33 protein-coding genes are annotated in these 18,463 nt (G+C 38.6%); all 33 read left to right on the top strand.

Annotated features, from left to right (window positions below; genetic code table 11):
• The 33 genes from rpsJ (at position 1) to eno (ending at position 18,348) form a co-directional block, all read left to right on the top strand.
• Positions 1-306: a 30S ribosomal protein S10 gene (gene rpsJ, locus RM539_RS03540; protein ID WP_007094989.1), complete on the top strand. Its 306-nt coding sequence runs from the start codon at positions 1-3 to the stop codon at positions 304-306.
• Positions 307-450: 144 nt separating this feature from the next.
• Complete coding sequence (gene rplC, locus RM539_RS03545; protein WP_311502056.1) at positions 451-1,062, top strand: 50S ribosomal protein L3; 612 nt, start codon at positions 451-453, stop codon at positions 1,060-1,062.
• The gene (rplD, locus tag RM539_RS03550) at positions 1,062-1,691 is read left to right on the top strand and encodes a 50S ribosomal protein L4 (RefSeq protein ID WP_311502057.1); all 630 of its coding nucleotides are present in this window, start codon (positions 1,062-1,064) and stop codon (positions 1,689-1,691) included. Before rplC ends, rplD begins: the two co-directional genes overlap by 1 nt.
• Positions 1,692-1,696: 5 nt before the next feature.
• Positions 1,697-1,987: a 50S ribosomal protein L23 gene (rplW, locus tag RM539_RS03555; protein WP_311502058.1), complete on the top strand. Its 291-nt coding sequence runs from the start codon at positions 1,697-1,699 to the stop codon at positions 1,985-1,987.
• Between the two features lie 9 nt (positions 1,988-1,996).
• Complete coding sequence (gene rplB, locus RM539_RS03560) at positions 1,997-2,824, top strand: 50S ribosomal protein L2 (RefSeq protein ID WP_311502059.1); 828 nt, start codon at positions 1,997-1,999, stop codon at positions 2,822-2,824.
• 6 nt (positions 2,825-2,830) lie between these two features.
• Positions 2,831-3,109, top strand: coding sequence for a 30S ribosomal protein S19 (gene rpsS, locus RM539_RS03565; protein ID WP_311502060.1), 279 nt, complete (start codon positions 2,831-2,833; stop codon positions 3,107-3,109).
• Between the two features lie 8 nt (positions 3,110-3,117).
• Positions 3,118-3,525: a 50S ribosomal protein L22 gene (rplV, locus tag RM539_RS03570; protein ID WP_311502061.1), complete on the top strand. Its 408-nt coding sequence runs from the start codon at positions 3,118-3,120 to the stop codon at positions 3,523-3,525.
• A gap of 7 nt (positions 3,526-3,532) precedes the next feature.
• Positions 3,533-4,252: a 30S ribosomal protein S3 gene (rpsC, locus tag RM539_RS03575; RefSeq protein ID WP_311502062.1), complete on the top strand. Its 720-nt coding sequence runs from the start codon at positions 3,533-3,535 to the stop codon at positions 4,250-4,252.
• A 19-nt stretch (positions 4,253-4,271) separates the two neighbouring features.
• Positions 4,272-4,691, top strand: a complete 420-nt coding sequence (gene rplP, locus RM539_RS03580) for a 50S ribosomal protein L16 (protein WP_311502063.1) — start codon at positions 4,272-4,274, stop codon at positions 4,689-4,691.
• Between the two features lie 11 nt (positions 4,692-4,702).
• The gene (rpmC, locus tag RM539_RS03585; protein ID WP_311502064.1) at positions 4,703-4,894 is read left to right on the top strand and encodes a 50S ribosomal protein L29; all 192 of its coding nucleotides are present in this window, start codon (positions 4,703-4,705) and stop codon (positions 4,892-4,894) included.
• 18 nt (positions 4,895-4,912) lie between these two features.
• Positions 4,913-5,170 carry a 30S ribosomal protein S17 gene (rpsQ, locus tag RM539_RS03590; protein ID WP_311502065.1) on the top strand — a complete coding sequence of 86 codons (258 nt, stop codon included), beginning with the start codon at positions 4,913-4,915 and terminating at the stop codon, positions 5,168-5,170.
• Positions 5,171-5,172: 2 nt separating this feature from the next.
• Positions 5,173-5,541: a 50S ribosomal protein L14 gene (gene rplN / locus RM539_RS03595; RefSeq protein ID WP_081208845.1), complete on the top strand. Its 369-nt coding sequence runs from the start codon at positions 5,173-5,175 to the stop codon at positions 5,539-5,541.
• Positions 5,542-5,553: 12 nt separating this feature from the next.
• Positions 5,554-5,865, top strand: coding sequence for a 50S ribosomal protein L24 (gene rplX, locus RM539_RS03600; protein ID WP_311502066.1), 312 nt, complete (start codon positions 5,554-5,556; stop codon positions 5,863-5,865).
• 2 nt (positions 5,866-5,867) lie between these two features.
• Positions 5,868-6,419, top strand: a complete 552-nt coding sequence (gene rplE / locus RM539_RS03605; RefSeq protein WP_311502067.1) for a 50S ribosomal protein L5 — start codon at positions 5,868-5,870, stop codon at positions 6,417-6,419.
• Between the two features lie 2 nt (positions 6,420-6,421).
• Complete coding sequence (rpsN, locus tag RM539_RS03610; RefSeq protein WP_311502068.1) at positions 6,422-6,691, top strand: 30S ribosomal protein S14; 270 nt, start codon at positions 6,422-6,424, stop codon at positions 6,689-6,691.
• A gap of 57 nt (positions 6,692-6,748) precedes the next feature.
• Positions 6,749-7,147, top strand: coding sequence for a 30S ribosomal protein S8 (gene rpsH, locus RM539_RS03615; RefSeq protein ID WP_311502069.1), 399 nt, complete (start codon positions 6,749-6,751; stop codon positions 7,145-7,147).
• A 19-nt stretch (positions 7,148-7,166) separates the two neighbouring features.
• Positions 7,167-7,709, top strand: a complete 543-nt coding sequence (gene rplF / locus RM539_RS03620) for a 50S ribosomal protein L6 (RefSeq protein ID WP_311502070.1) — start codon at positions 7,167-7,169, stop codon at positions 7,707-7,709.
• Positions 7,710-7,721: 12 nt separating this feature from the next.
• Positions 7,722-8,078, top strand: a complete 357-nt coding sequence (gene rplR, locus RM539_RS03625; protein ID WP_311502071.1) for a 50S ribosomal protein L18 — start codon at positions 7,722-7,724, stop codon at positions 8,076-8,078.
• A gap of 6 nt (positions 8,079-8,084) precedes the next feature.
• The gene (gene rpsE, locus RM539_RS03630; RefSeq protein WP_311502072.1) at positions 8,085-8,609 is read left to right on the top strand and encodes a 30S ribosomal protein S5; all 525 of its coding nucleotides are present in this window, start codon (positions 8,085-8,087) and stop codon (positions 8,607-8,609) included.
• 13 nt (positions 8,610-8,622) lie between these two features.
• Positions 8,623-8,805 (top strand): 50S ribosomal protein L30, encoded by a 183-nt coding sequence (gene rpmD / locus RM539_RS03635; protein WP_311502073.1) that lies wholly within the window; start codon positions 8,623-8,625, stop codon positions 8,803-8,805.
• Positions 8,806-8,813: 8 nt separating this feature from the next.
• Positions 8,814-9,266 (top strand): 50S ribosomal protein L15, encoded by a 453-nt coding sequence (rplO, locus tag RM539_RS03640; RefSeq protein WP_311502074.1) that lies wholly within the window; start codon positions 8,814-8,816, stop codon positions 9,264-9,266.
• Between the two features lie 11 nt (positions 9,267-9,277).
• Entirely contained in the window at positions 9,278-10,615 is a 1,338-nt protein-coding gene (gene secY, locus RM539_RS03645; protein WP_311502075.1) for a preprotein translocase subunit SecY, read from the top strand.
• A 75-nt stretch (positions 10,616-10,690) separates the two neighbouring features.
• Positions 10,691-10,906: a translation initiation factor IF-1 gene (gene infA / locus RM539_RS03650; RefSeq protein WP_014031991.1), complete on the top strand. Its 216-nt coding sequence runs from the start codon at positions 10,691-10,693 to the stop codon at positions 10,904-10,906.
• A 122-nt stretch (positions 10,907-11,028) separates the two neighbouring features.
• Positions 11,029-11,145 carry a type B 50S ribosomal protein L36 gene (gene ykgO, locus RM539_RS03655; RefSeq protein ID WP_010519235.1) on the top strand — a complete coding sequence of 39 codons (117 nt, stop codon included), beginning with the start codon at positions 11,029-11,031 and terminating at the stop codon, positions 11,143-11,145.
• Positions 11,146-11,147: 2 nt separating this feature from the next.
• Positions 11,148-11,522: a 30S ribosomal protein S13 gene (rpsM, locus tag RM539_RS03660; protein ID WP_311502076.1), complete on the top strand. Its 375-nt coding sequence runs from the start codon at positions 11,148-11,150 to the stop codon at positions 11,520-11,522.
• An 8-nt stretch (positions 11,523-11,530) separates the two neighbouring features.
• Positions 11,531-11,926: a 30S ribosomal protein S11 gene (gene rpsK / locus RM539_RS03665; protein WP_311502077.1), complete on the top strand. Its 396-nt coding sequence runs from the start codon at positions 11,531-11,533 to the stop codon at positions 11,924-11,926.
• 90 nt (positions 11,927-12,016) lie between these two features.
• Entirely contained in the window at positions 12,017-12,622 is a 606-nt protein-coding gene (rpsD, locus tag RM539_RS03670) for a 30S ribosomal protein S4 (RefSeq protein ID WP_311502078.1), read from the top strand.
• 20 nt (positions 12,623-12,642) lie between these two features.
• Positions 12,643-13,635: a DNA-directed RNA polymerase subunit alpha gene (locus tag RM539_RS03675; protein ID WP_311502079.1), complete on the top strand. Its 993-nt coding sequence runs from the start codon at positions 12,643-12,645 to the stop codon at positions 13,633-13,635.
• Positions 13,636-13,729: 94 nt separating this feature from the next.
• Positions 13,730-14,251, top strand: coding sequence for a 50S ribosomal protein L17 (gene rplQ, locus RM539_RS03680; protein WP_311502080.1), 522 nt, complete (start codon positions 13,730-13,732; stop codon positions 14,249-14,251).
• 217 nt (positions 14,252-14,468) lie between these two features.
• Positions 14,469-15,581 carry a glutamine-hydrolyzing carbamoyl-phosphate synthase small subunit gene (gene carA, locus RM539_RS03685; RefSeq protein ID WP_311502081.1) on the top strand — a complete coding sequence of 371 codons (1,113 nt, stop codon included), beginning with the start codon at positions 14,469-14,471 and terminating at the stop codon, positions 15,579-15,581.
• A gap of 137 nt (positions 15,582-15,718) precedes the next feature.
• Positions 15,719-16,240, top strand: coding sequence for a DUF3575 domain-containing protein (locus tag RM539_RS03690; protein WP_311502082.1), 522 nt, complete (start codon positions 15,719-15,721; stop codon positions 16,238-16,240).
• Positions 16,241-16,280: 40 nt separating this feature from the next.
• Positions 16,281-16,952: a hypothetical protein gene (locus RM539_RS03695; RefSeq protein ID WP_311502083.1), complete on the top strand. Its 672-nt coding sequence runs from the start codon at positions 16,281-16,283 to the stop codon at positions 16,950-16,952.
• A 106-nt stretch (positions 16,953-17,058) separates the two neighbouring features.
• Positions 17,059-18,348, top strand: a complete 1,290-nt coding sequence (gene eno / locus RM539_RS03700) for a phosphopyruvate hydratase (protein ID WP_311502084.1) — start codon at positions 17,059-17,061, stop codon at positions 18,346-18,348.
• Positions 18,349-18,463: the final 115 nt, after the last annotated feature.

Genomic DNA, 18,463 nt, shown 5'->3' on the forward strand with positions numbered 1-18,463 from the left:
ATGAGTCAGAAAATCAGAATAAAATTAAAATCTTACGATCATAACCTGGTGGATAAATCAGCAGAAAAGATCGTAAAAACCGTAAAAACTACGGGTGCTGTTGTTACCGGCCCAATTCCGTTGCCAACGCATAAGAAAATATTTACAGTTTTACGTTCTCCTCACGTAAACAAGAAATCCAGGGAGCAGTTTCAGTTAAGCTCTTATAAAAGACTTCTTGATATCTATAGTTCATCATCAAAAACTATTGATGCTTTGATGAAGCTGGAGTTGCCAAGTGGTGTTGAGGTAGAGATTAAAGTGTGATAAAAAATTCCGTACACTGTGATGTGCGGTTAACATGTCCGGCGCGTTTCGCAATGGAAAAACGGAGAAAAATATAATCAGGGCGATGGTATTTTTCTGCCCTGATTTTTTTTGAATTAAAACAATTAATAATAAATAGTAATTATGTCTGGGTTAATAGGAAAGAAAATTGGCATGACCAGCATTTTTGACGAGAACGGGAAAAATATTCCCTGTACCGTTATAGAAGCAGGTCCATGCGTAATTACCCAAGTCAGAACCAGTGAGGTTGACGGGTATGAAGCACTTCAACTTGGTTTCGATGACGCAAGGACTGCAAACAAAGCTGCTACAGGGCATGCTAAAAAAGCAGGAGTCGCTGCAAAGCGCAAAGTCGCCGAATTCCAGGGATTTGAAGGGGATTTTAAATTAGGTGACTCTGTGACTGTAGAGCATTTCAGAGAAGGTGAATTTGTGGATATCGCAGGTACATCTAAAGGGAAAGGCTTCCAGGGAGTTGTAAAAAGACACGGTTTTGGTGGTGTGGGTCAATCTACTCACGGCCAGCATAACCGTTTAAGAGCTCCGGGTTCTATTGGTGCTGCGTCTTATCCTGCGAGAGTTTTTAAAGGAATGAAGATGGCCGGTAGAATGGGTGGAGAAAAAGTAAAAGTTGAAAACCTGAGAGTTTTAAAAGTTGTTGCAGATAAGAATCTTTTAGTGGTAAAAGGAGCTGTTCCGGGACACAAAAACTCATACGTAATCATTAGCAAGTAATGGAAGTAGCAGTTTTAGATATTAAAGGAAAAGAAACAGGAAGAAAGGCTAACCTTTCTGATGCTGTTTTTGCTATAGAACCGAATGACCATGCTGTTTATCTTGATGTTAAGCAGTATTTGGCCAATCAGCGGCAGGGAACTCATGCTGCCAAAGAGCGTGCTGAAATTTCCGGAAGTACCCGTAAGATCAAAAAGCAAAAAGGTACCGGTACAGCTCGTGCAGGTAGTATCAAGTCTCCTATTTTTAGAGGGGGAGGCCGTGTTTTTGGGCCGAGACCAAGAAACTACGGGTTCAAATTGAATAAAAACCTTAAACGTTTGGCGAGAAAATCTGCTTTATCTATAAAAGCAAATGATAAGGCTATTATCGTTGTGGAAGATTTTCAATTTGATCTGCCAAAGACTAAGAATTTCAAAGATATTTTGAAAGCCCTAGGTATTCAGAGTAAAAAATCCCTTATAGTGTTGGGAGAGTCAAATAAAAATGTATATTTGTCATCACGAAATTTGGAAACCTCCGAAGTTGTAAATAGCTCAGAATTAAGCACTTACAAAATTTTAAACGCTAATAATATTGTGTTTTTAGAGGGGTCTCTGGAAGGAATTGAGTCGAATTTAAGTAAATAAGCGATATGAGTGTCTTAACAAAACCTATTATTACAGAGAAAGCTACGGCTGATAGTGAGTTGAATAACTGCTATTCTTTTGTGGTAAGTAATAAGGCGAATAAGATTGAAATTAAAGACGCGGTTGAGTCTGCTTATGGAGTTTCAGTTACTAAAGTTCGCACGATTAATGTCCGCCCTAATAGAAAAACCAGATATACAAAATCTGGGATGATCACTGGTAAAACTAGTGCTTATAAAAAAGCAATGGTACAGGTGGCGGAAGGTGAAACTATTGATTTATACAGTAATCTTTAAGATTAAAAAATGTCAGTTAGAAAATTAAAACCAATCACCCCTGGTCAGCGTTTTAGAGTAGTTAACGGGTTTGACTCCGTTACTACTGACAAGCCGGAGAAAAGTTTGTTAGCTCCGATAAAAAAATCAGGTGGTAGAAACAGTCAGGGAAAAATGACCATGCGCTATAAAGGTGGTGGTCATAAAAGACGTTATAGAGTTGTGGACTTTAAGCGTGATAAGCAGGGTATTCCAGCCACTGTTGCAAGTATACAATATGACCCAAACAGAACAGCCTTTATCGCATTGCTGAATTATCAGGATGGTGAGAAAAGGTATATCATTGCTCAAAACGGCCTTCAGGTTGGTCAAAATATTGTTTCCAGAAACGAAGCTGCGGCCCCTGAAATTGGAAATGCGATGCCTTTGGCTAATATTCCTCTTGGTACAGTTATTTCCTGTATCGAATTAAGAGCGGGGCAGGGAGCTGTTATGGCTCGTAGTGCCGGTGCTTTTGCTCAATTATTGGCAAGAGAAGGTAAATATGCTACCATTAAACTTCCTTCCGGAGAGATTAGAAGGATACTTTCTACATGTATGGCTACTATTGGTGCTGTTTCAAACAGTGATCATCAGCTGCAAATTTCTGGTAAGGCCGGTAGAAAACGTTGGTTGGGTATAAGGCCAAGAACCAGGCCTGTGGTAATGAACCCGGTAGATCACCCTATGGGTGGTGGTGAAGGTAGAGCTTCAGGTGGGCACCCACGTTCAAGAAAAGGTTTGCCTGCTAAAGGTTTTAAAACCCGTTCCAGAACAAAAGCGAGTAATAAATATATTGTAGAACGTAGAAAGAAATAATAAGATATGGCACGTTCATTAAAAAAAGGACCTTACGTTCACTATAAGTTAGATAGAAAAGTTACTGAAAATGTTGAGTCTGGAAAGAAAGCGGTTATCAAAACCTGGTCTCGCGCTTCCATGATTACTCCGGACTTTGTTGGGCAAACTATCGCAGTTCATAATGGGAAGCAATTTGTTCCTGTTTATGTGACAGAAAATATGGTGGGTCATAAATTAGGAGAATTTTCGCCAACACGTTCCTTTAGAGGGCATGCTGGTGCAAAAAATAAAGGTAAAAGATAATTGAAGCTATGGGAGTTCGTAAAAGAGAAAGAGCAGAGCAAAGAAAAGAAGCTAAGAAACAGGTAGCTTTTGCAAAGTTGAATAACTGCCCTACTTCGCCAAGAAAGATGCGTTTAGTTGCGGATCTTGTTCGTGGAGAGAAAGTGGAAAAAGCGCTTCAGATATTAAAGTTCAGTCAAAAAGAAGCATCAGGGCGTGTAGAGAAGCTTTTGCTTTCAGCAATTGCTAACTGGCAATCTAAGAATGAGGATGCAAATCTTGAGGAGGCTGAATTATTTGTGAAAGAGATTCGTGTAGATGGGGGAAGTATGCTGAAAAGACTTCGTCCTGCTCCACAGGGTCGTGCACACCGAATTAGAAAGAGGTCCAATCACGTTACATTGGTGCTTGGAGCAAACAATAATACACAAAGCTAAGAAGAGTATGGGACAGAAAACAAATCCAATCGGGAATCGCCTTGGTATTATCAGAGGATGGGAGTCCAACTGGTACGGAGGAAATGACTACGGCGATAAACTAGCCGAAGACGATAAGATTAGAAAGTATATCCATGCTCGCCTCTCGAAAGCGAGTGTATCCAGGGTTATTATTGAGCGTACCCTTAAGCTTGTAACCGTTACTATCACCACCGCCCGTCCAGGTATTATTATTGGTAAAGGCGGCCAGGAGGTAGACAAGCTAAAAGAAGAGCTTAAGAAGATTACCGATAAAGAGGTTCAAATTAACATCTTTGAAATTAAAAGGCCAGAGCTTGACGCACATTTAGTGGCATCCAGCGTTGCTAGACAAATTGAAAATCGTATTTCTTACCGTCGTGCAATTAAAATGGCTGTTGCGGCTGCAATGAGGATGAATGCTGAAGGAATCAAGATTCAGATTTCCGGGCGTTTGAACGGTGCTGAAATGGCACGTGATGAATCCTATAAAGATGGTAGAATTCCTTTGTCAACTTTTAGGGCCGATATTGATTATGCTTTAGTTGAAGCTCATACTACTTATGGTAGACTGGGTGTTAAAGTGTGGATCATGAAAGGTGAAGTGTACGGAAAAAGAGAACTTTCCCCGCTTGTTGGTCTTGCAAAGAAACAAGGAGGTAAAGGAGGATCCGGACGAGGTGGTAATAAATCACGTCGTAGAAAGTAATTTTTTAAAGTAAAGAAAAATGTTACAACCTAAAAGAACAAAATATCGTAAGCAACAAAAGGGCCGCATGAAAGGAAATGCCGGAAGAGGGCATAGACTTTCAAATGGAACTTTCGGTATCAAGTCTCTTGATTCCAGTTTCATTACATCGCGTCAAATAGAGGCTGCGCGTATTGCTGCTACCCGTTATATGAAAAGGGAAGGGTCTATCTGGATTAAAATTTTTCCCGATAAGCCAATTACAAAGAAACCTCTTGAAGTACGTATGGGTAAAGGTAAAGGTGCCGTCGAGTATTGGGCAGCTGTTGTAAAACCGGGAAGAATTATGTTTGAAATTGGCGGTGTGCCAATGGATGTTGCAAAAGAGGCATTGCGTCTTGCAGCTCAAAAACTTCCAGTTAAAACCAAATTTGTTGTAGCTAGAGATTATCAGGCTTAATATATATAATTATGAAACAATCAGAAGTAAGAGAACTGTCTGTGGCAGAATTACAGGAAGAGCTTGGGAAATCCAGAAAAGCATATTCAGATTTAAAAATGGCTCACGCGGTTTCGCCATTAGAGAACCCAATACAGTTGAGAACTGTACGAAGAAGCATAGCGAGACTTGCTACAGAGTTAACTAAAAGAGAACAACAATAATTGTTATTCTGCTGAAAGATGGAAAAAAGAAATTTAAGAAAAGAGCGTATAGGTGTTGTTACCAGTAATAAAATGCAGAAATCTATTGTGGTTTCTGAAGTAAAAAAGGTAAAGCATCCTATGTACGGAAAGTTCGTTTTAAAAACTAAGAAGTACGTAGCTCACGACGAGACAAACAACTGCAACGAAGGAGATACAGTAAGGATCATGGAAACACGGCCTTTAAGTAAATCTAAATGTTGGAGATTAGTAGAAATAATTGAAAGAGCGAAGTAACCATGGTACAACAAGAGTCCAGACTAAAAGTAGCAGATAATACCGGCGCTAAAGAAGTTTTAGCGATACGTGTATTAGGAGGTACAAAGAAAAGATACGCTTCTGTTGGGGACAAAATAGTTGTCAGCGTTAAAGAAGCTACACCTAACGGGAATATCAAGAAGGGTGCGGTTTCAACAGCAGTTGTTGTGCGTACCAGGAAAGAAGTACGCAGGCCGGACGGATCTTATATCCGTTTTGATGATAACGCCTGTGTTCTTTTAAACCCTACCGGGGAGATGCGCGGAACACGTGTATTTGGACCGGTTGCAAGAGAACTTCGTGATAAGCAATTCATGAAAATTGTATCATTGGCACCTGAAGTGCTTTAATACATTAAGAAAATGACAAAGCTTAAGATAAAATCGGGAGATACGGTTCGTGTTACAGCCGGAGAGCATAAAGGGCAGGAAGGTAAGGTGCAGAAGGTACTTCTTGAAAAAAATAAAGCTATTGTGGAGGGTGTAAACGAGATTTCTAAACATGAGAAACCAAGTGCAGCCAATCCACAAGGTGGTATTAAAAAGAAAGAAGCTCCAATTCATATTTCTAACCTGGCACTTATCGATAAAAATGGTAATACCACCAGGGTAGGGTATAGAGTGGAGGATGGAAAAAAAGTAAGATTTTCCAAAAAATCTAATGAAGTAATATAGTTATGGCATACGTACCAAGACTTAGACAAGAGTATAAAGACAGAGTAAAGTCTGCTCTTACAGAAGAATTCAGCTATTCCAATATAATGGAAGTGCCAAAGCTTGAAAAGATCGTTATAAGCCGTGGAGTAGGTGGAGCTGTTGCAGATAAGAAACTAATTGATTATGCTGTTGATGAGTTAACAGCTATTAGTGGTCAAAAAGCAGTCTCTACAATATCTAAAAAAGATGTTGCTTCATTTAAGTTACGTAAAGGGATGCCTATTGGTGCTAAAGTCACTTTACGTGGATATAAAATGTATGAATTCCTGGACAGGCTTATTACCACCGCCTTACCACGTGTACGTGATTTTAATGGTATTAAGGCTAACGGTTTTGATGGTAGGGGTAACTACAACCTTGGGATAACGGAACAAATCATTTTTCCTGAGATCGATATTGATGCGGTAAACAGAATTGCCGGTATGGATATCACTTTCGTTACCACTGCTGCTACCGATAAGGAAGCGAAATCATTGTTAACCGAACTAGGATTACCATTTAAAAAGAGTTAATTATGGCTAAAGAATCAATGAAAGCCCGTGAGGTGAAAAGACAAAAACTGGTAAAGAAGTATGCTGAAAAGCGTCAGGCTCTTAAAGAGGCTGGTGACTGGGAAGGACTTCAAAAGTTACCAAAAAACTCTTCACCTGTACGTTTACACAACAGATGTAAGCTAACTGGCAGGCCTAAAGGATATATGAGACAATTTGGTCTTTCCCGGGTTATGTTCAGGGAAATGGCTAATAATGGATTAATTCCCGGCGTAAGAAAAGCTAGTTGGTAAAATATGAACTGGAGGAAGGTTCTTTTATTAGAAAACCACTTCCGCAAATAAATATAAATGAATACAGATCCAATTGCAGATTACTTAACAAGAATTAGAAATGCCGTTGCTGCCAACCACAGGGTTGTTGAAATTCCGGCTTCTAATCTTAAGAAGGAGATTACAAAAATACTATTCGACCAGGGATATGTGCTTAGTTATAAGTTTGATGACAGTACCGCTCAGGGAATTATCAAAATAGCTCTTAAGTACGATAAAAGTACAAAGGATTCAGTAATTAAAGATATCCAGAGAATAAGTAGACCTGGTTTACGTAAGTATGCCGGTGCCAATGAATTGCCAAGGATTTTAAATGGCTTGGGGATAGCTATTGTGTCTACTTCTCATGGGGTAATGACAGGAAAGCAGGCGCAGGCTGAGAAAGTTGGTGGTGAAGTGCTGTGTTACGTTTACTAATACTTAAAAGACTTAAACAATGTCAAGAATAGGTAAAAGCCCAATTACAATTCCCGAAGGTGTTGATGTAAAAACTGAAGGAAAAGTAATTACGGTAAAAGGAAAATTAGGAGAGCTAAAGCAGGAAATAAATGATATCAACTTTAAAGTTGAGGAAGGAGTAATTTATTTTGACCGCTCTTCTGAAAAAAGTGACCAGAAAGCAAAACATGGTTTATACCGTGCTTTGGTAGACAATATGATTGCCGGTGTCACTGAAGGATATACTAAACAACTGGAACTTGTAGGTGTTGGTTATAGAGCATCTAAACAGGGGCAGAAATTGGATTTGGCAGTTGGGTATTCCCACAATATTGTGCTAAATTTGGCGCCGGAAATTAAAGTGGAAACTATTTCTGAGAAAGGAAAGAATCCTATCGTGAAGCTTACTTCTTACGATAAACAACTGGTAGGGCAGGTAGCTGCTAAAATCCGTTCGTTTAGAGCACCGGAACCATATAAAGGTAAAGGGATTAAGTTTGTTGGAGAACAATTAAGAAGAAAAGCAGGTAAATCAGCTTAATAAAGTTTAGATATGGCATTTTCAAAAGAAAAGAGAAGACAAAAAATAAAGAAGCGTATCCGTCAGGATATTACGGGAACTGAAAGCCGTCCGAGATTATCTGTTTTTAGAAGTAATAAAGAAATTTATGCTCAGATTATAGATGATGTTGCCGGTAAAACTTTAGTGGCAGCTTCTTCAAGAGATAAAGAAATTTCAAATGCAGCTGAAAGCAAAACAGAACTCGCTGCTTTGGTAGGTAAAACTATTGCTGAAAAAGCTAAAGATGCTGGAATTGATACCATTTCTTTTGATAGAGGTGGTTACTTGTATCACGGTAGAGTTAAATCATTAGCAGAAGGTGCTCGCGAAGGAGGACTAAAATTCTAAGAAATTATGTATCAAGATTATAAAAACGTAGAGCACGTAAAACCGGGAGGACTTGAATTAAAAGATCGTCTTGTAGGGGTACAACGTGTAACGAAAGTTACAAAAGGAGGTAGAGCATTTGGTTTCTCTGCTATTGTAGTTGTTGGAGATGAAAATGGTGTTGTTGGACAGGGTCTGGGAAAATCAAAAGAAGTTGCCGACGCTATTTCCAAAGCCGTAGAAGATGCTAAAAAGAATTTAGTACGAATTCCTTTAAATAAAGGTACTTTACCTCACGAGCAAAAAGGTAAATATGGCGGTGCAAGGGTATTATTGCTACCGGCCGCTACCGGTACAGGTATTATCGCCGGTGGTCCTATACGTGCTGTATTGGAATCGGTTGGAGTACATGATGTACTTTCCAAAAATCAGGGATCTTCGAATCCTCATAATGTAGTGAAAGCAACATTTGATGCTTTATTGCAATTGCGTAGTGCAGAGACTGTTGCAAAGCAAAGAGGTATTTCCCTGGAAAAAGTTTTTAAAGGATAAATCAAGGACAGAGATGGGAAATATTAAAGTTACAAAAGTAAAAAGTGCTATTAACCGTTCCAAGAATCAAAAACTTGTTCTTGAGTCTTTGGGGCTTAAGAAAATTGGGCAAACGGTAGAGCATCAGGACACGCCAAATATCCTTGGTATGGTAAATAAAGTTAAACATTTAGTTTCTGTAGAGGAAACAAAATAATAATATACATGGATTTAAGTAACTTAAGACCTGCAGAAGGTTCAGTTAAAAGTAACAGTAAGCGTGTAGGTCGCGGAGAAGGATCCGGAAAAGGAGGTACAGCTACCAGAGGACACAAAGGGGCAAAATCCCGTTCTGGTTACTCTAAAAAAATTGGATTTGAAGGTGGTCAGATGCCACTTCAGCGTCGTGTTCCTAAATTCGGTTTTAGTAATAGAAACCGTAAAGTATATCAGGGCATTAACCTGGATACACTTCAATCTCTCGTAGATGAAGGTAGAATTAAGGATACGGTAGATATGGATGTGCTTGTAGAAAATGGCCTGGCCGGAAAAAACGAGCTTGTTAAGATATTAGGTAGAGGTGAATTAAAGGCAAAGTTGAAAGTATCTGTTCATAAATTTACTGCCTCAGCGAAAGAAGCTATTGAAGCTGCCGGAGGTGAAGTTGTTACTTTATAATAGATAATCACATGAAATTCATCAATACTATTAAGAATATCTGGAAAATCGAGGAGCTAAAAAATAGAATTTTAGTAACCCTCGGTTTACTTCTTGTATATCGCTTTGGAGCACAAATTGTACTTCCCGGAATAGACGCCTCTCAATTGTCAAATTTGGCAAATCAAACCGATAGTGGTTTGCTGGGGCTTCTTAATGCATTTACAGGAGGGGCTTTTTCTAATGCTTCTGTTTTTGCATTGGGGATTATGCCATATATTTCAGCTTCGATTGTAGTTCAATTGATGGGAATCGCTATTCCTTATCTTCAAAAGCTGCAAAAAGAAGGTGAGAGTGGTAGAAGAAAGATCAATCAAATTACCCGTTGGTTAACTATAGCTATTACCCTGGTTCAGGGTCCTGGTTATATCTATAATCTGTTTGCCACCCTTCCGCAGGGTGCTTTCCTGTTAGGGGATACAATAACCTTTGTGGCTTCGTCGGTGGTTATACTTACCACCGGTACAATATTTGCCATGTGGCTTGGAGAGAAAATTACAGATAAAGGTATTGGGAATGGTATTTCATTGTTGATTATGGTTGGAATTATTGCAAGATTGCCGTTGGCCTTTATGCAGGAATTTGCTTCCAGGGTTTTTGAATCGAACGGAGGCCTTATCATGATCCTCATTGAATTGGTTATTTGGTTTGCAATAATTATGGCATCTGTTATGCTTGTAATGGCGGTAAGACAAATTCCAGTTCAGTATGCCAGAAGAAGTGCTTCCGGAGGATATGAAAAAAATGTTTTCGGATCACGTCAATATATACCTCTAAAACTGAATGCATCTGGAGTTATGCCTATCATTTTTGCTCAGGCAATAATGTTTATTCCTATGGCAGTGGTGGGGCTCTCAGACTCGGATACCGCCCAGGGAATAGCAACAGCTTTTAGTGATATATTCGGATTTTGGTACAATGTTGTGTTTGCTTTATTAATTATTATTTTCACATATTTCTACACAGCAATCACAGTACCTACAAATAAGATGGCAGATGATCTAAAAAGAAGTGGAGGTTTTATTCCGGGTATTCGTCCGGGATCCGAAACTGCTGAATTTCTGGACAGGGTAATGTCTCAGATCACTTTACCGGGATCTATATTTCTTGCCCTTATTGCTGTGTTTCCGGCAATTGTAGTGTCATTATTAGGTGTTCAGCAAGGATGGGCATTATTTTTTGGAGGTACCTCCCTTTTGATTATGGTTGGAGTTGCAATTGATACTATGCAACAGGTGAATTCGTATTTGCTTAACAGGCATTACGATGGATTAATGAAATCAGGTAAAAACAGAAAGGCAGTAGCTTAAGATGTGAGAATTTGGAAGTTAGAGAATTCACTATTATATTCTAACAACTGAAGACGAACTACTAAAAACTAATAAATGGCAAAGCAACCGGCAATAGAACAGGATGGAACTATAATAGAAGCATTATCCAATGCAATGTTCCGCGTAGAATTAGAAAATGGTCATGTTGTGACTGCACATATCTCTGGTAAAATGCGTATGCATTACATTAAATTATTGCCTGGAGATAAGGTGAAACTCGAAATGAGCCCTTACGATTTAACTAAGGCGCGAATTACATATAGATACTAAACTCAAATTTTTAGCTATTTAATATATTTTCAGTACTTTTGCAACCTGAAAAAAATATGTAGCCGAACATTATTGGATATAGAGTTACGATTTTATGTCCGGTAAACATAAAAACTGAAGAGATGAAAGTTAGAGCATCAATAAAGAAAAGAAGTGCCGACTGCAAAATAGTACGCAGAAAAGGGCGCCTTTACGTAATTAACAAAAAGAATCCTAGATTTAAACAAAGACAAGGCTAATTATGGCAAGAATTGCAGGGGTTGATATACCTAAACAAAAGCGGGGAGTTATAGCATTGACCTATATCTTCGGAATTGGCAAAAGCAGGGCTCAGGAGATCCTTCAAGCTGCCAAAGTAGATGAGAGTAAAAAGGTTTCCGATTGGGACGATGATGAAATTGGCCGTATTCGTGAAGCTGTAGGTGACTTTACAATCGAAGGAGAATTACGTACTGAGGTTCAGTTGAGTATCAAACGTCTCATGGATATCGGATGTTACAGAGGGATCAGGCACAGATCTGGTTTGCCTTTGAGAGGTCAAAGAACCAAGAATAACTCAAGAACCAGAAAAGGTAGAAGAAAAACAGTTGCTAACAAGAAAAAGGCAACTAAATAGTAAGTAATATGGCAAAGGCAACTAAAAAAACTGTTCAGAAGAAACGTAAAGTTAACGTTGAGGCTAATGGAGAGGCTCATGTTACTGCTTCTTTTAACAACATTATAATATCTTTGACGAATAAAAAAGGAGATGTTGTTTCCTGGTCTTCAGCCGGAAAAATGGGCTTTAGAGGTTCCAAAAAGAACACACCTTATGCAGCTCAATTAGCAGCGGAAGATGCGTCTAAAGTAGCACACGAGGCGGGCTTACGTAAAGTTAAAGTTTATGTAAGAGGACCTGGAAATGGTAGGGAATCTGCTATCCGTTCTATTCATAACAGCGGAATTGAAGTAACTGAAATCGTTGATGTTACTCCGCTTCCACACAACGGGTGTCGTCCTCCTAAGAGACGTAGAGTTTAATTAACAAGTATAATAACGGGGAAAGGAAATTACGATTATCGAAGGAAAGTGACCTTAATTCATAATCCCTTTCTTATAATTTGAAATTTAATGGCAAGATATACTGGTCCAAAGACTAAAATAGCCCGTAAATTCGGTGAAGCTATTTTTGGAGATGACAAATCTTTTGAAAAAAGAAATTATCCTCCGGGACAACACGGTAATAACCGTCGTCGTGGCAAGAAATCTGAGTATGCTATCCAGTTAATGGAAAAGCAAAAAGCAAAGTATACTTATGGTGTTCTTGAACGTCAATTTAGGAACATGTTTGAAAAAGCTACCAGATCAAACGGTATTACCGGTGAGGTGCTTTTACAATTATGTGAATCACGTTTGGATAACGTGGTATATAGGATGGGTGTTGCACCTTCCAGAAGGGCTGCAAGACAATTAGTGTCGCACAGGCACATAACCGTAAATGGGGAGTTAGTTAATATTCCTTCTTACCATTTGAAGGCTGGAGATGTTGTAGGCGTAAGAGAAAAGTCTAAATCTTTACAGGCAATTCAGGATTCATTAGCTAATTCAAGCAGTGTATACGAGTGGATTACCTGGAATAGCGAAACTAAAGAAGGAACTTTCGTTTCTGTACCGGGAAGGGTTCAGATTCCGGAAAATATAAATGAACAATTCATCGTCGAATTATATTCGAAATAATAATTCACAGAAGTCGTAATATGGCAATACTAAATTTTCAGAAGCCCGATAAAGTTATAATGATTGATTCTACAGATTTCGAGGGGAAATTTGAATTTCGCCCCTTAGAACCTGGTTATGGATTAACTGTTGGTAACGCTTTAAGAAGAGTACTGTTATCTTCACTGGAAGGATTCGCGATCACTTCAGTTCGTATTGAAGGTGTTGAGCACGAATTCTCTACTATCCCGGGAGTGGTAGAAGATGTAACAGAAATTATATTGAACCTGAAGCAGGTGAGGTTTAAGAGGCAAATTGATGAAATAGATAACGAAGCCGTTACAATTTCTGTTTCTGGTGAGGATCAGCTTACTGCCGGTCATTTCCAAAAATTTATTTCGGGATTTCAGATTTTAAATCCTGACCTTGTAATTTGTCATCTGGACAAAAAGGTTAACATTAACATGGAGGTTACTATCGAAAAGGGTAGGGGCTATGTTCCGGCTGAAGAAAATAAAAAGTCTAATGCACCTCTGGGTACTATTTTTACCGATTCTATTTATACTCCTATTAAAAATGTAAAGTATAGTATTGAAAATTATCGTGTAGAGCAAAAAACCGATTATGAAAAACTGGTTTTTGAAATTATAAGCGATGGTTCAATTCACCCTAAAGATGCTTTAACTGAAGCTGCCAAGACTTTAATCCATCACTTTATGTTATTCTCTGATGAGCGTATAACACTGGAAGCTGATGAAATTGCCCAAACTGAAACTTATGATGAAGAATCCCTTCATATGAGACAGTTACTGAAAACCAAACTTGTAGATATGGATCTTTCAGTTAGGGCACTAAATTGTCTAAAAGCGGCTGAAGTTGATACCCTTGGCGACCTTGTATCTTATAACAAGAATGATCTTATGAAATTTAGGAATTTCGGAAAGAAATCTCTAACCGAATTGGAAGAGCTTGTGAATAATAAGGGGCTTAACTTTGGGATGGACCTTTCAAAATATAAATTAGATAAAGACTAAAATTTAGACGTGAGAGATTAGAAAAGGGATGTGAGACTTCTTTCAAGCATTAAACATCTAATATCTAAACATCTAACATCTAACATCTTATAAAATGAGACACGGAAAGAAAATAAATCATTTAGGAAGGAAAACAGCGCATCGTAAGTCTATGTTGGCTAATATGGCATGTTCCCTAATTGAGCATAAGCGAATAAATACCACCGTAGCCAAGGCTAAAGCTTTAAGAGTATTTGTAGAGCCTTTGGTGACAAAATCTAAGGAAGATACTACACATAATAGAAGGATTGTATTTCGTAAGCTTCGTAGTAAAGAATCAGTGAGTGAATTGTTTCGTGATGTAGCGCCTAAAGTTGGTGAGCGCCCCGGAGGATATACCAGGATTATAAAACTTGGTAACCGACTAGGAGATAATGCAGATATGGCTATGATCGAGCTTGTGGATTATAATGAAATTTATAATCTTGATAAGCCTGAGAAGAAAAAGTCTACTCGTAGAGCTGGTAAAAGAAAAGGTACCACTTCTACTTCTGAAACTGAGCCAACTGTGCCACAGGAAGAAACAAAATCTGAAGAAACAAATTCAGAACCTAAAGAGGATAAAAAAGAAGAATAGAAATGATTCTTTTAAATCATCAATAATTTTAAAAAGGATAAGCTCTGTGAGTTTATCCTTTTTTTATATTTATATATCAAAACTATTTTTTGTGAATACGAAAGTGGTTATAATGTATATTTTGTTATCCTGAAGTGGAAGGCTTATTTCAGGATCTGTTTAAATCAGTAGAATCTTATTTAACATAATCAACACAACAACAAGTTAAGTAGCAGCAATGAAATACCAGGCAAGAAAAAAAGCGATTATCTTATTGGCAGATGGCACTATTTTCCATGGCAAAGCAGTGGGAGATAAAGACGGTAGTGCCGTGGGAGAGGTATGTTTTAATACCGGGATGACCGGCTATCAGGAAATTTTTACAGATCCTTCCTATTTTGGTCAAATTATGGTTACTACCAATGCCCACATCGGGAACTATGGAACGAACGAAGAGGAGGAGGAGGCCGATACGGCCCAAATTTCAGGATTAGTATGTAAAAATTTTAGTTATTACCATTCCAGGCCTGCAGCTGATATGCCGCTTAAGGATTTTTTGGATAAAAGTGACCTCTTCGCAATTTCAGATGTGGATACACGGGCGCTGGTAACCTATATTCGGGAGAATGGTGCCATGAACGCCATCATTTCTACAGATGTTGATAATATTGAAGGCTTGAAAAAGCAATTGGATGAAGTGCCGGACATGAACGGACTGGAACTGGCTTCAAGGGTTTCTACAAAAGAGCCTTATTTCTTTGGAAAAGAGGATGCGGCGTACAAAGTTGCCGTGTTGGATGTTGGGGTAAAAAGGAGCATTATTAAGCATCTGGCAAACAGGAATGTTTACTGTAAAGTTTTCCCTTACAATGCCAGTTTTAACGAAATGAAAGAATGGGCTCCAGATGGCTACCTGCTTTCCAACGGGCCGGGTGATCCACAACCACTTGATAATGCCATACAGGTGGCTAAAGATATCATGGCCGAAGATAAACCTCTATTTGGAATTTGTCTTGGACATCAGATTATTGCTCTTGCAAATGGAATTGGAACGTATAAAATGCACCAGGGCCACCGCGGAATTAACCATCCTATTCTTAACCTGCAAACCGGTAAAGGGGAAATTACTTCACAAAATCACGGATTTTCAGTTAACAAAGAAGAAACAGAAGCGCATCCGGATGTTGAAGTTACCCATACGCACTTAAATGATCAAACAGTGGCTGGTCTAAAAATGAAAAATAAGAACTGTTTTTCCGTACAATACCATCCTGAAGCAAGTCCGGGGCCAAATGATGCCCATTATTTGTTTGATGAGTTTATGCAGCGCTTGCAGGGGGCAAAGGCATAAGTAAATATAAGCTTTGATTGAAAGGCCGGAATTGTACAATTCCGGCTCTTTTATTTTCACTCTTTCCTCCAAAATACATTTGTTGTTGTTGATTATTGCTCTAGTTTTAGGACTTCAAAATATTTATCAAACCAACAATGAAAAAACTATTACTTGTTTTTGCCCTTTTTGCAGGGCTCAGCTCTTTTGGGCAACAAACCACCAATCAATTTTCTTTAAATTTTTTAACGCCTTCAGCCGAATATGAATTAGCTGTGGGAGATAATGCTTCTGTAGATTTTATTGGAGGTGTCGCTTTTGCCTACCGCCATGTCTTCGATGAATCTGACTATGGTGTTTTTCCTCAGTTTATGGGGCAATACCGGTATTATTATAACTTTAAAAAGAGGATAAAAAAGAATAAGAATGTCTCAAATAATAGCGGGAATTATATTGCGGCAGTAGCTTTGCTTTCCAGCGGGAATTCGGTGCTTGGGGACCTGGACCTTAGCAGTAATTATGATGGGTTTGTAGGACCTGCCTGGGGACTGCAAAGAGTATATGGTAAAACATTCAAACTTAACCTAAATTTGGGTCTGGGCTACGGTTTTAACGATGTTGATTATTATTTGGCGCCGCTGGTTGGCTTACAGTTAGGTTTTAAATTGGGTAAAAATTAATCTACTGGAAAACAAGGCCGGGAAATACTGCCAAAGGAATTTGCGCCTTTCATTGCCTTTACTGTTTTTAATGCTGTGCTTTGGCAGCATAGCGCAAAATCATCCTGTTTTTTATGCCGGCCTGGACCTTTACCGGAATACCAGTTTTAAAGATAATGTTTACGGCAGCTTTAATGTGGGGGCGCAGGTATATCAAATTGGTTTTTTTGCTCCTGAAGTAGGTTATAATTACTATGCGGGATGGCTGCCTGACCGGGAAATTAATAAGTCTAATCAAAATCGTTTTCAGTATCCTGATGCCATTTTTGAACAGGAGTTTAGTTCTTCGGTATTAACCTTAACTCCAAAGCTTAAATTTGGAAAGGAAGATGCTTTCCTGGTAATTTCTCCAAAATATCATATAGGAAATCTTAGTACACGGGCTTCTTATTTTGTTAATGATAATGGCGACGGGAAGTTTCCTTTGACGAAATTCCAGGAATCAAAATCCCACATTTCCTACTGGAGCTTCGCTATTGGTTTTGAAGGCCTGCAGATTTCTTCAAAATATTGGTTCGCCCTAAGTCTTAATTATAATGCTGCCAGAATCGATGATAACTGGAAAGCACTTGATTTTTCATCATATAATCTTAAGGCACGAGCAGCCGGGATTGCATGCCTCGGTTTTGGGATAAGATTTTATTACGATCCTTTTGCTTCCGAAAACGATTAAGTAAAAAGATGTTAGCCAATTCTTTATTACTGCGCGTTTTAGTGTCAATTTTAGCAGTCAATTTGTATCTTGCAAATAAATCAATTAACCAATTTAAACTAAAAATATGAGTGTTATAATAGATATTCATGCACGGCAGATTTTTGACTCAAGAGGAAATCCAACGGTTGAAGTAGACGTAATTACAGAAAACGGAATTCTTGGAAGGGCAGCGGTTCCTTCAGGAGCTTCAACCGGGGAGCATGAGGCTGTGGAGCTTCGCGATGGCGGAAACGATTTTATGGGCAAAGGTGTTACTCAGGCAGTTGAAAATGTGAACAAGAACATTTCTGAAAAATTGCTTGGGTATTCTGTTTTTGAACAAAATCTTATTGATCAGGCAATGATTGATCTTGATGGTACGCCTAATAAATCAAATCTTGGTGCAAATGCTATTTTAGGTGTTTCTCTCGCGGCTGCAAAAGCTGCTGCCAACGAGCTTGGGCTTCCGCTTTATCGTTATGTAGGTGGGGTGAGTGCTAATACGCTACCTGTTCCTATGATGAATATCATTAACGGTGGCTCTCATAGTGATGCTCCTATTGCTTTTCAGGAGTTTATGATTATGCCGGTAAAGGCTAAAAATTTCAGTCACGCCCTAAAAATGGGAACTGAAATTTTTCATAACCTGAAAAAAGTATTGCATGACAGGGGCCTTAGTACCGCAGTTGGAGATGAAGGTGGTTTTGCGCCTACTCTAGACGGAACTGAAGATGCATTGGACACTATTCTTAAAGCTATTGAAAAAGCAGGCTATAAAGGTGGTGATGATGTAATGATTGCCCTTGATTGTGCTGCAGCTGAATTCTTCGAAGACGGAAAATACAACTACAAGAAATTTGAAGGTGATTCCGGAAAAGTGAGAAGCAGCGAAGAGCAGGCTGAATATCTTGCTGAACTTTCTTCAAAATATCCCATTATTTCTATTGAAGACGGTATGGATGAGAATGACTGGGAAGGCTGGCAAGCCTTAACCGGAAAAATTGGAGATAAAGTACAATTGGTTGGTGATGATCTTTTTGTAACTAATGTGGAGAGGCTTTCCAGGGGAATAAATGAAAAAATAGCCAATTCCATACTTATAAAGGTAAATCAAATTGGTACTTTAACCGAAACAATTGCGGCAGTTAACATGGCACATAACGCCGGTTATACTTCTGTAATGTCTCACCGTTCCGGGGAAACTGAAGATAATACTATTGCCGATCTTGCCGTGGCACTTAATACCGGGCAAATTAAAACAGGTTCTGCATCGCGTAGTGACCGTATGGCAAAATATAATCAGCTACTAAGAATAGAAGAAGAACTTAAGGATGTTGCCTATTATCCACAAGAGAAAGCATTCAAAATTAAATAATTTTGACTTAGATATAGTTCTAACCCCTCCATTTGAGAGGGGTTTTTTTATGATTATTTCTATATTTTTAGTTAAAAATTAACAATAGAATAATTAACTTCTCCTTCTAAAACAA

It is taken from the genome of Autumnicola musiva (genome assembly GCF_031846585.1).
In the GTDB taxonomy this organism is placed as follows: domain Bacteria; phylum Bacteroidota; class Bacteroidia; order Flavobacteriales; family Flavobacteriaceae; genus Autumnicola; species Autumnicola musiva.

Bases quoted from the DNA above. Each gene is read 5' to 3' on its own strand.
- rplN (WP_081208845.1), top strand. From the start codon at position 5,173: ATGGTACAACAAGAGTCCAGACTAAAAGTAGCAGATAATACCGGCGCT.
- rplF (WP_311502070.1), top strand. From the start codon at position 7,167: ATGTCAAGAATAGGTAAAAGCCCAATTACAATTCCCGAAGGTGTTGAT.
- rpsQ (WP_311502065.1), top strand. From the start codon at position 4,913: ATGGAAAAAAGAAATTTAAGAAAAGAGCGTATAGGTGTTGTTACCAGT.
- rpsS (WP_311502060.1), top strand. From the start codon at position 2,831: ATGGCACGTTCATTAAAAAAAGGACCTTACGTTCACTATAAGTTAGAT.
- rplV (WP_311502061.1), top strand. From the start codon at position 3,118: ATGGGAGTTCGTAAAAGAGAAAGAGCAGAGCAAAGAAAAGAAGCTAAG.
- rpsM (WP_311502076.1), top strand. From the start codon at position 11,148: ATGGCAAGAATTGCAGGGGTTGATATACCTAAACAAAAGCGGGGAGTT.
- rplD (WP_311502057.1), top strand. From the start codon at position 1,062: ATGGAAGTAGCAGTTTTAGATATTAAAGGAAAAGAAACAGGAAGAAAG.
- rpsH (WP_311502069.1), top strand. From the start codon at position 6,749: ATGAATACAGATCCAATTGCAGATTACTTAACAAGAATTAGAAATGCC.
- secY (WP_311502075.1), top strand. From the start codon at position 9,278: ATGAAATTCATCAATACTATTAAGAATATCTGGAAAATCGAGGAGCTA.
- rpsD (WP_311502078.1), top strand. From the start codon at position 12,017: ATGGCAAGATATACTGGTCCAAAGACTAAAATAGCCCGTAAATTCGGT.
- rplW (WP_311502058.1), top strand. From the start codon at position 1,697: ATGAGTGTCTTAACAAAACCTATTATTACAGAGAAAGCTACGGCTGAT.
- RM539_RS03690 (WP_311502082.1), top strand. From the start codon at position 15,719: ATGAAAAAACTATTACTTGTTTTTGCCCTTTTTGCAGGGCTCAGCTCT.
- rplB (WP_311502059.1), top strand. From the start codon at position 1,997: ATGTCAGTTAGAAAATTAAAACCAATCACCCCTGGTCAGCGTTTTAGA.
- rpsC (WP_311502062.1), top strand. From the start codon at position 3,533: ATGGGACAGAAAACAAATCCAATCGGGAATCGCCTTGGTATTATCAGA.
- rplR (WP_311502071.1), top strand. From the start codon at position 7,722: ATGGCATTTTCAAAAGAAAAGAGAAGACAAAAAATAAAGAAGCGTATC.
- rpsE (WP_311502072.1), top strand. From the start codon at position 8,085: ATGTATCAAGATTATAAAAACGTAGAGCACGTAAAACCGGGAGGACTT.
- carA (WP_311502081.1), top strand. From the start codon at position 14,469: ATGAAATACCAGGCAAGAAAAAAAGCGATTATCTTATTGGCAGATGGC.
- rpmD (WP_311502073.1), top strand. From the start codon at position 8,623: ATGGGAAATATTAAAGTTACAAAAGTAAAAAGTGCTATTAACCGTTCC.
- rpsJ (WP_007094989.1), top strand. From the start codon at position 1: ATGAGTCAGAAAATCAGAATAAAATTAAAATCTTACGATCATAACCTG.
- infA (WP_014031991.1), top strand. From the start codon at position 10,691: ATGGCAAAGCAACCGGCAATAGAACAGGATGGAACTATAATAGAAGCA.
- rplC (WP_311502056.1), top strand. From the start codon at position 451: ATGTCTGGGTTAATAGGAAAGAAAATTGGCATGACCAGCATTTTTGAC.
- ykgO (WP_010519235.1), top strand. From the start codon at position 11,029: ATGAAAGTTAGAGCATCAATAAAGAAAAGAAGTGCCGACTGCAAAATA.
- eno (WP_311502084.1), top strand. From the start codon at position 17,059: ATGAGTGTTATAATAGATATTCATGCACGGCAGATTTTTGACTCAAGA.
- rplX (WP_311502066.1), top strand. From the start codon at position 5,554: ATGACAAAGCTTAAGATAAAATCGGGAGATACGGTTCGTGTTACAGCC.
- RM539_RS03675 (WP_311502079.1), top strand. From the start codon at position 12,643: ATGGCAATACTAAATTTTCAGAAGCCCGATAAAGTTATAATGATTGAT.
- rpsK (WP_311502077.1), top strand. From the start codon at position 11,531: ATGGCAAAGGCAACTAAAAAAACTGTTCAGAAGAAACGTAAAGTTAAC.
- rplE (WP_311502067.1), top strand. From the start codon at position 5,868: ATGGCATACGTACCAAGACTTAGACAAGAGTATAAAGACAGAGTAAAG.
- rpmC (WP_311502064.1), top strand. From the start codon at position 4,703: ATGAAACAATCAGAAGTAAGAGAACTGTCTGTGGCAGAATTACAGGAA.
- rplP (WP_311502063.1), top strand. From the start codon at position 4,272: ATGTTACAACCTAAAAGAACAAAATATCGTAAGCAACAAAAGGGCCGC.
- rplQ (WP_311502080.1), top strand. From the start codon at position 13,730: ATGAGACACGGAAAGAAAATAAATCATTTAGGAAGGAAAACAGCGCAT.
- rpsN (WP_311502068.1), top strand. From the start codon at position 6,422: ATGGCTAAAGAATCAATGAAAGCCCGTGAGGTGAAAAGACAAAAACTG.
- rplO (WP_311502074.1), top strand. From the start codon at position 8,814: ATGGATTTAAGTAACTTAAGACCTGCAGAAGGTTCAGTTAAAAGTAAC.